Raw genomic sequence first — 9,027 nt, 5'->3', positions numbered from 1 at the left:
CAAGCGGCAAGCGGCAAGCGGCAAGCGGCAAGCGGCAAGCGGCAAGCGGCAAGCGGCAAGCGGCAAGCGGCAAGCGGTCAAGATGTTGGGCGTGGTCTACCGACGATAGCAACCCTGCACCAGCGCGCCCTGTAGACGCCTGGGCTTCAGACTTCGCGTCCGGGTTTCGCGTCCCGGTTACGAGCCGCCGGTTTCGTCTTTGACCTTTGGACTTGGCGCTTTTCCCTTTAACCAAGTCGGTGTAGGGCGAATGAGCGCAGCGCAATCCGCCAGATGCAGTGCCGCTGATCGAGGGTCTGCGATGGTGAGTTTCGCTTCGCTGTACCCACCCTACGGTAGCTACAGTAACTGTTAGCCGCGTAGGTCGGGGACCGCCGCTGGCGGTGCCCGACATCTGCAGTGGCAATGGCCCCAACGCCCGCGACACTGCACATCGCAGGCCCTTGTCGGCTGCCTGGAGCAGCCGACCTACGACTTGACCGACAACGGAGTATCTACAACGGATGCACCCTTGTTGGCGACGCGACAGCGCGCCGCCGGACGGCGGGGCGGAGACCTTTCAACCCGAAACTGATAACGGGGGACGACTCGGAATCTTCCGCGTTCAATGGCGGATTGCGCTTCGAACTTTGCGCATTTCCCTTTGAACGTTTCCCGGCCGCTATGATCCGGCGTTCGCCGTCTCCCGCAGCAGGCGCTCGAACCCGGACTCATCCAGCAGCGTCACGCCGAGCCGCTCGGCCTTGTCACGCTTGGAACCGGGGTCAGCACCGACGACAACGTAGTCCGTCTTTTTCGACACACTCCCCGTCACTTTACCGCCGAGCGCCTCGATTTGCGCCTTCGCGTCGTCGCGTGAATAGCCTTCGAGCGCTCCCGTAAGCACGAACGTTCGCCCGGCAAGCGGCTGCGATAACTCGGACGCCGTATCCGCAGCCGCGGATGGCCAGTGCACGCCGGCCGCCCGAAGCCCCGCGATAACCTCCTGGTTGTGAGGCTGGGCGAAAAACCGCGCCACGCTCTGGGCCACCACCGGGCCGACGTCGGGGACGGTCTCGAGCGCGTCGCTACGCGCGTCCATGATCGCCTCCAGGCTGCCGAAATGCTCGGCGAGCGCGCGCGCGGTGACCTCCCCTACCTGGCTGATCCCGAGCGCGTAGAGAAAGCGCGGCAGGGTGGTCTCCCGGGATGCATCGATGGCGCGAAGAAGATTGTCGGCCGACTTCTCGCCCATGCGCTCGAGCGTCACCAGCGTCTCGCGCTCGAGGCCATAGAGGTCGACAACGGTACGCACCAGACCCTGCTCAACCAGCTGAGCGACCAGCTTCTCGCCAAGGCCGTCAATATCCATGGCGCGCCGCGAGACGAAGTGACGTATCGCACCCATGCGTTGCGCAGGACAGTAAAGCCCGCCGATGCACCGGTGAGCCGCCTCCTCGTCCAGGCGTACGACCTCGGAGCCGCACACCGGACAACTCGTGGGCATGTCCCACGGTTCGGCGTCGGCGGGGCGCTTGTCCACGACCACGCTGATGACTTCCGGAATGACGTCGCCGGCGCGGCGAACCATCACCGTATCGCCGACGCGCACGTCCTTGCGGCGCACCTCGTCCAGATTGTGCAACGTCGCGCGGCTTACCACGACGCCACCCACTTCCACGGGCTCGAGGGCCGCGACCGGCGTCACCGCTCCGGTGCGGCCCACCGAGGCGAGAATATCGGCAACCACGGTGGTCGCTTCGCGGGCGGGCAGCTTGTGGGCTGCGGCCCACCGTGGCGCGCGCGCAGTGAAGCCGAGGCGTTCGCGGGCGTCGAGATCGTCCACCTTGTAGACGGCGCCATCGATCTCGTAGCTGAGCGTGTCACGGTTGTCCAGCAACCAGTGATAGTAATCCAGGCAGCCCTGGGCGCCGGCAACCCGCTGTACGTGCTCGTTGACACGAAAGCCCCACCCGGCCAGCCGTTCGAGCACCTCACTGTGCGTTACGCCAAGGGGCTCGGAACAGGCACCGGTTCCGAAGGTGAAGAAAGTGAGCGGCCGCTTCGCCGTCACGCTGGAGTCGAGCTGGCGCAGACTGCCCGCCGCAGCATTGCGCGGGTTGGCAAACGGGCGCTCGCCCTCGGCGAGTCGGTGTTCGTTCAAGCGCTCGAAATCGGCTTTGCGGATGACCACTTCACCGCGCACCTCCACCAGGGACGGGCTCTCGCCCCGCAGCCGCAAAGGCACGGAACGGATGGTCCGCACGTTCACGGTGATGTCTTCGCCCACCTGCCCGTCACCACGAGTCGCCGCCTGAACGAGCACGCCATTCTCATAGCGCAGGTTCACCGAAAGACCGTCGAGCTTCGGTTCACAGACATAGGCCACTTCGCCGCCGACACGCTCTCGCACGCGGCGGTCGAAATCACGCAGCTCCTCCTCGCTGAAGACGTTCGCCAGCGACAGCATGGGCTGCTCGTGGCGGGCTTCGGCGAACGCATCGAGGGGGGCCGCGCCCACGCGCTGCGTGGGTGAGTCCGGGGTCACGAGCTCGGGATGTTCGGCCTCGATGCCCTGGAGCTCGCGCAACAATGCGTCGTACTCGGCATCGGAAATCTCCGGATCGTCGAGTACATAGTAACGGTGGTTGTGATAGCGCAGCAGCTCGCGCAGCTTACCGGCGCGTTGCGCCGCTTCGTCCGGACGCGCGTTCTCGCTCATGGTCTTCCGCAAACAGTGGAGGCGCCGCTGGCGCCTCAGCGATTCTGGCGTGCCGCCAGCTGGGCCCGGCGGCGATACTCGATCATTTCTTCCCGAAGGTGTTCGATGGACTGCTGGGTCAGGTCACAACGCCGTGCATCCAGCAGATGCCCCCCCAGCACGCCACCGACCGTGCGCGCCGCCGTGAGCATCTCCTCGAACGCGATCACCGGATCGAATGGCCCGGGCAGACGCAGGAAGAACGCCACGCCGGGGGTATCGAACTCATCGATACGCTCCAGGTCGAACCAGCCCGGATTGAGAATGTTGGCGACACTGAATTCCGGCACCGGCCGGGAGGCGATGTCCAGATAGCGGTGGAAAATCCCGTGCTCGCCGTGCTCGAGCCCGGCACGACGCAACGCTTCGACCAGCGCCGCGCCGACGAAACGCTCGTCTTCCGGCGCCATGACGTTGATGACGACGATGCGCTCTTCGAGGCCCGGCGGAATCGCATCCTCGACCGGGTCGGACTCGGGCGTTCCGGCAGGGGCGTCAGCGGCATCGTCAGCGGCGCGCAGGGCTTCACGCAGCCGTTGCGAGACCCGCGTGGGCGACCAGCGCGGCGGCGTTCCGTCATCTTGTTGATCCGCCGCCGGCTCATCGGCCGGCGCCGTCTCCCGCTCGGGCACTGGCGTCCGGGACGCGCTCTCGTCAGGGTCGTCCATGGAGGGCACCGGCCAGTCCTCCGCGGGGGAACGTGCCTCCGAAACCCGGGAACGCGCCCAGGCGGGAAATCCGTCGGACGCCTCGTCCGGCTCGTCTGCAGCCGGCCACCGCTCGTCGTCGGGCAGCGGCGACAGCGGCTCCTCACCGGCCCCGACGTTCAGCTCGTCGTCGGGCTCGGACGCCGGCGGAACATCCAGCTCGTCGTCGAGATGCGGCTCGTGCATATCATGATCGGCGAAGGGTTCGCGCTGCTCGCGCCGGCGCCGCGACCAGGGCGGCCCGTCGTGACGCCAGTTCTGGATCGTGCCATGCAGGTAGATGGCCACGATCGCCAGGGCGCCGAGGATGATCAATAACCAGCGCAGTTCGTCCATCGTCCCTTCCGATCACTCCGGTGGCTGCTGTTGAAAACGGTATGCGCGCATCGCGCGAAAGCCACCCCCCGTAGAAAAACAGACTGCATGGCGTATGCCCGAAGCTCAAGCCCCGGCGAGCTCGGCGGCAGCCTCGACATCCACTGCCACCAGTCGGGAGACACCGGGTTCGTTCATGGTCACGCCGGCGAGGTGGCTGGCAGCGGCCATGGTGGTCTTGTTATGGGTGATCACGATGAACTGCACGCGATCGGAGAGCTCGCGCAGCATGTCACAGAAGCGGCTGACGTTGGCCTCGTCGAGCGGGGCATCCACTTCGTCGAGCATGCAAAAGGGTGCCGGATTGAGCTGGAAGATCGCAAACACCAGTGACACTGCCGTGAGCGCCTTCTCACCGCCGGAGAGCAGGTGGATGTTGGTCACTTTCTTGCCCGGCGGACGTGCCATGATCGAGACGCCCGTCTCCAGGAGATCGTCGCCGGTGAGCTCCAGGTACCCCTGACCACCGCCGAAGAGCCTCGGGAAGAGCTGTTGAACCCCTGCATTCACCTTGTCGAAGGTCTCCTTGAAGCGCTGCCGGGTCTCGCGATCGATCCGGCGTATCGCCGACTGTAGTGTCTCGAGCGCTTCGGTGAGGTCGTCGTACTGGCTGTCGAGGTAGCCCTTGCGCTCTTCGAGGGCCTGGTACTCGTCGATCGCCGCGAGGTTGATCGGCCCCAACCGGCGAATGCGCGCTTCCAGCCGTTCCAGCTCCTGCTCCCAGGCAGCCTCGCTGGCCTGCTCCGGAAGCTCGGCGGTCACCGCCTCGCGGTCGACCTCGAGCTCGGCAAGCTGCTCGGCCTGTGTCTGAGCGCGTATCTTGAGCTCGTAGCTGCGGTAACGCGCCGACTCGGTCCCCTCGCGAAGCTCGCCGACCTCACGCTCGACATCGCCGCGGTTGTGATCGAGCTCGCGCAGCCGTGCTTCGGCCTCGCCCAGTCTGGCCCGTGCCTCGGAGAGTTCGTGCTCGACGCCCTGGCGCTCGTCGAGCAGGCGCTGACGCTCCTCGGCGAGCTCGTCGTCCGGGTCATCGAGCGCCGCCAGGTTCTCGGAGAGCTCGGTCAGCCGCTCCTGCAGGCTCTCGCGCTGTCGCTCCATGCGGACCACACTCTCCCGGAGTGAGTCCCGGGCGGTCGTGGCACCTTCGAGCTTGACCGCCAGATCGTGGCGCCGGGCCTGGACGTCATCCAGGGCGGAGCGGGCCTCGTCCAACGCCTCCTGGCGTTCCAGCTTCTCGTTGGTCAGACGCTCGCGCTCCGCATCCAGGGCTTCACTGCGGTCGAGGGCCTCGTCCTGGCGCTTGCGCGCGGCGCGCACGTCCTCGGCACCAGTGGCAATCTCCTCAGCCAGCTCCTCCAGCTCCGCAGCTCGCGCCTCACGCCGTTCCCGGCGTTCGGCGACCCGGCGCTGCATAGTCTCCAGACGGGCGAGCGCCGCACTGTGGTCACGTTCCACGGCATTGAGCTCATCCTGGCGCTCGTCACGACGTTCGACAGCCTCGGCGAGTTGTTGCTGGCCCTCATGGCGGCGCTCGCCGAGCCTCTCGAGGCGTGTGCCGAGCTCGGCAATCTGCTCACGCAGCGCGGCGATCTCACGCTCGCGGGCGAGCACCCCCGCATCGTCATCATCGGTGGAGCCGTTGGCCTGTACCCAGTTCGGGCCGTGGCAACACCCATCCGGGGTAACCACCACCTCACCCGGCTGAAGCTCCGCCGCCAGCGCCCGGGCCGACGCCATGTCCGTGGCGGTGCGCACGCGCGCGAGGAGATCCGTCAACGGCCAGGGCGCGTCCACCTGCGCGGCGAGCGTGCCCGCCTCCGCCGTGTCGCCGCCGGCGACGTCGTCTCGGGTCCGAAGCACGAGAGAGCCGGCATCCAACGCCGACACCGCGTCCAGGCAGCCGTCGAGCCGGTCCACCAGCACGGCCTGCAAGTGTTCGCCAAGCACCACTTCCACAGCCCGTTCCCAGCCGGGAGCGACACGGAGGTGGTGCGCCAGGCGCTCCTGGGCGTCGAGGCCATTGTCGGCCAACCAGCGTGCCGTGGCGTCGTCGTCACCGAGGGCGGCCTCCTGCAGGGTTTCCAGCGAAGTCAGCCGTGCCTGCAGGCGGTGGTGCTCCCCCTGGGCATTGTTGTGTTCGTCGGTCAGCTCATCGTTGTGCTCTTCGAGCTCCGTGACCGCTTCCTGTGATCGGGAGAGCGCATCGCGCAGATCCTCTGCCTGCTCCGCAAGCGCCTCGGCCTGTTCCTCGGCGCCGCGCAGCTCGGCATCATTCGCCTCCGATTCGAGCTGCTCGATCTCCAGCTGAAGGCGATCCCGACGGCGCGCGAGCTCTTCGCCGCGCCGCTCGAGCTGCTCGATACGCGCCCGCTCGACCTGCGCGACCTGAGCCGGCTCCGCGGCTTCCGCGTTGAAGCGGTCCCAGCGCTCGCTCCAGGCCTCCAGCGCCTCCTGGGCAGCCCGCAGGCGCTCCTCGGCGGCCGCCTCCTGCTCGGCGACCTCCTCTCGCTCCGGACCGAGCTCGGCCAACCGTTCTTCGAGAACGGCCAGCTTCTCCCGGTCCTGCTCCAGGGTCGCATCGAGCTCCTCCAGGCTCTCGCGGGCTCGCTCCTGCTCGCGCGCTCCGCTGTCACGCAGCTCGCGCTGGTGATTGATGCGCTGCTCGATACGCGCGATCTCGGAGCCGATCGCATAGTAGCGGGCCTGAACGTCGTTGAGGCGGTCATTGTCCTCGCCGTGGCGCGCCCGCACGGTCTCCGCCTCGCGCTCCAGCTCCCGCTGCCGCGCCAGGGATGCCTCGATCTGGTTATCGCGCTCACGAAGCGTCTGCTCGAGACGCTCACGCTCCGCTTCCAGGGACTGCAGGCGCAATACGTACAGCTCGGCCCGACGCTGTCGCTCTTCGGCACGAAGCGCCTTGTAACGCTCAGCGGTGTCGGCCTGGCGCTTGAGCTTCTCGAGCTGACGGCCGACTTCCTCGCGCACGTCCTCGAGCCGCTCCAGATTCTCGAGCGTGTCCCGGATGCGCCGTTCAGTCTCGCGTCGCCGTTCCTTGTAGAGGCTGATCCCCGCCGCTTCCTCGAGGTACCGGCGCAATTCCTCCGGCCGCGCCTCGATCACCCGCGAGATCATACCTTGCTCGATGATCGAGTAGCTGCGTGGCCCGAGACCGGTGCCGAGGAAAACATCGGTAATATCGCGGCGGCGGCAACGGGTGCCGTTGAGGTAGTAAGCGGACTGGCCTTCGCGATTGACCTGGCGGCGCACCGAGATCTCGTTGTAACTCGCATACTGACCGCCGAGCGTCCCATCGGAATTGTCGAAGATGAGCTCGATAGCGGCTGTCCCCACCGGCTTGCGACTGGTGGAACCGTTGAAGATGACATCCGCCATGGATTCGCCGCGGAGGTGCTTCGCCGAGCTCTCGCCCATCACCCAACGCACCGCATCGATGACATTGGATTTGCCGCACCCGTTGGGCCCCACGATGGCGACCAGATCGCCCGGAAGCACCACCGTGGTCGGATCCACGAACGACTTGAAGCCGGTGAGCTTGATCTTGCTCAGCCGCATGGCCGCCGTTCCGTCAGCCAGTCCGTGGTCTACGCGGGAACGTCGGCAGCGAGGCGCTGGAGGTTGCCCACGGAGACCAGGTGGGCATAGACACGCCCCAGGTACCCGTCCCGCTGCAGCGCCACCAGCTGCTCATCGCTGAGCCCGGCAAGTCGTTGCTCGTCGACGAACTTGAGCCCGCCCAACTGGAACGTGCGGCCATCCGGCGCACCGATCTCCACCGCCCGCTCGACGAGAACGTCCAGATCGACGAGCCGTTGGGTTAGCGCCCGCGTGCGCTGCATGTCCTGGTAGAACTCCTGCATCAGGCGGATATAGCCATTCAGCGCCTCACTGTACTCGCCATCGTCGGTGAACAACGGATCGCCCTCGGCCCGCGAGAGCACCTCGCTGTCCTCGTCAACGCCGATGCTGAAGCCGCTCCCCTCGCCGTTGTCGGCCAGAATGAAGGGATAGCGACGCACGAAAGCAGGCAGGTGCACGCCGCCACGCCACTGATCATGGTCGTCCAGAAACAGGTTCTCCCCTTCACGCAGGCCCAGCAGCGCCACCGGGCCCAGGGTGTCCCCCTCCCCGGAGAACACGATGGGGTAATCCCGGGCCGCCTGGAAGAACTCGGCGCCACCGAGCGGCACGTAGTGGGTCTCCCGCGCTTGCGGCGCATAACCGGGGCGGTTGCGCACGCGGAGATCGCGGTGCTGCTCGCGATCCAGCGGAATGATGTTCTGGTAGAAGATCATCTGAGCCATAATGGTCCTTGCTCGGTACGATCGCTGGTCGACACCGGCCAGCGCCGATGCCGGCCCCGGCGTCAGAATGGATTGGCGTCAGCCCCGGTGCCCGTCAGAAGGGGATGTCGTCGTCGAAGTCCTGGGGCGGCTCCTGCTGTGGCGCCGGCTCGCTGGGCTGACCGCCACCCGGTCGCCCACCACCGCCGCCACGCGGTCCCGGTGCCGGACTCTCGGAACGCGAGTCGAGCATCTGCATCTCCCGCGCTACGACCTCCGTGGTGTACCGGTCCTGTCCGTCCTGCCCCTGCCATTTCCGCGTCTGCAGCTGGCCTTCGATATAGACCTTGGAGCCCTTGCGCAAATACTCGCCGGCGATCTCCGCAAGGCGATTGAAGAACACGATACGATGCCACTCGGTGCGCTCCTGGCGCTCCCCGGTCTGCTTGTCCCGCCATTGCTCCGAGGTCGCGATCCGGATATTGGTGATGGCGCTGCCCGAGGGGGCATAACGCACCTCCGGATCCGCCCCGAGATTACCGATCAGAATGACCTTGTTAACCGAACCGCCTGCCATATACTGCCTCCGCGATGACCTTTCCGGGTGCCCCGACGCTATCCCTGCGCGCGGGGCGGACTGGACGCAACACTTTAACTGATTTGTCCACACGCGCGCATTGCATTGGGCGTCCGCGTGACGGGTGCCTCGGCCGCGGTGGACAACACTCCCACTTCGTCCCCCCGCGCTGGCTCGGGCGCGTCAGCGTTTGCCGGGCACGGGCGCAGGCGAAAGCCGCTTGTCGTTGTCGGCCATGGGGTAGGTTTTTGTGGAATGAAAAAACCCCCTGCGGTTTTGTACCGCAGGGGGTTTAGGTAGTAAGAGCCTGGCGATGACCTACTTTCG

At 66.6% G+C, this 9,027-nt stretch carries 5 protein-coding genes; all 5 read right to left on the bottom strand.

What is annotated here, in order from left to right; all coding sequences use genetic code 11:
* Positions 1 to 661: 661 nt before the first annotated feature.
* Entirely contained in the window at positions 662 to 2,701 is a 2,040-nt protein-coding gene (gene ligA / locus ACPEES_RS22470) for an NAD-dependent DNA ligase LigA (protein ID WP_435106576.1), read from the bottom strand.
* A 35-nt stretch (positions 2,702 to 2,736) separates the two neighbouring features.
* Positions 2,737 to 3,783 (bottom strand): cell division protein ZipA, encoded by a 1,047-nt coding sequence (gene zipA, locus ACPEES_RS22465; protein ID WP_435106574.1) that lies wholly within the window; start codon positions 3,781 to 3,783, stop codon positions 2,737 to 2,739.
* 105 nt (positions 3,784 to 3,888) lie between these two features.
* Complete coding sequence (smc, locus tag ACPEES_RS22460) at positions 3,889 to 7,395, bottom strand: chromosome segregation protein SMC (RefSeq protein ID WP_435106572.1); 3,507 nt, start codon at positions 7,393 to 7,395, stop codon at positions 3,889 to 3,891.
* Positions 7,396 to 7,424: 29 nt separating this feature from the next.
* Positions 7,425 to 8,144: a SapC family protein gene (locus ACPEES_RS22455; RefSeq protein ID WP_435106570.1), complete on the bottom strand. Its 720-nt coding sequence runs from the start codon at positions 8,142 to 8,144 to the stop codon at positions 7,425 to 7,427.
* A gap of 94 nt (positions 8,145 to 8,238) precedes the next feature.
* Positions 8,239 to 8,700 carry a single-stranded DNA-binding protein gene (gene ssb / locus ACPEES_RS22450; RefSeq protein ID WP_435106567.1) on the bottom strand — a complete coding sequence of 154 codons (462 nt, stop codon included), beginning with the start codon at positions 8,698 to 8,700 and terminating at the stop codon, positions 8,239 to 8,241.
* Positions 8,701 to 9,027: the final 327 nt, after the last annotated feature.

The sequence above is a fragment of the Arhodomonas sp. AD133 genome (genome assembly GCF_051195215.1).
GTDB lineage: Bacteria > Pseudomonadota > Gammaproteobacteria > Nitrococcales > Nitrococcaceae > Arhodomonas.
This window is presented reverse-complemented; position numbering and strand designations above follow the sequence as displayed.

Excerpts from the sequence above, each read along its gene's own strand:
- ligA (WP_435106576.1), bottom strand. The coding sequence starts at position 2,701 with ATGAGCGAGAACGCGCGTCCGGACGAAGCGGCGCAACGCGCCGGTAAG.
- zipA (WP_435106574.1), bottom strand. The coding sequence starts at position 3,783 with ATGGACGAACTGCGCTGGTTATTGATCATCCTCGGCGCCCTGGCGATC.
- smc (WP_435106572.1), bottom strand. The coding sequence starts at position 7,395 with ATGCGGCTGAGCAAGATCAAGCTCACCGGCTTCAAGTCGTTCGTGGAT.
- ACPEES_RS22455 (WP_435106570.1), bottom strand. The coding sequence starts at position 8,144 with ATGGCTCAGATGATCTTCTACCAGAACATCATTCCGCTGGATCGCGAG.
- ssb (WP_435106567.1), bottom strand. The coding sequence starts at position 8,700 with ATGGCAGGCGGTTCGGTTAACAAGGTCATTCTGATCGGTAATCTCGGG.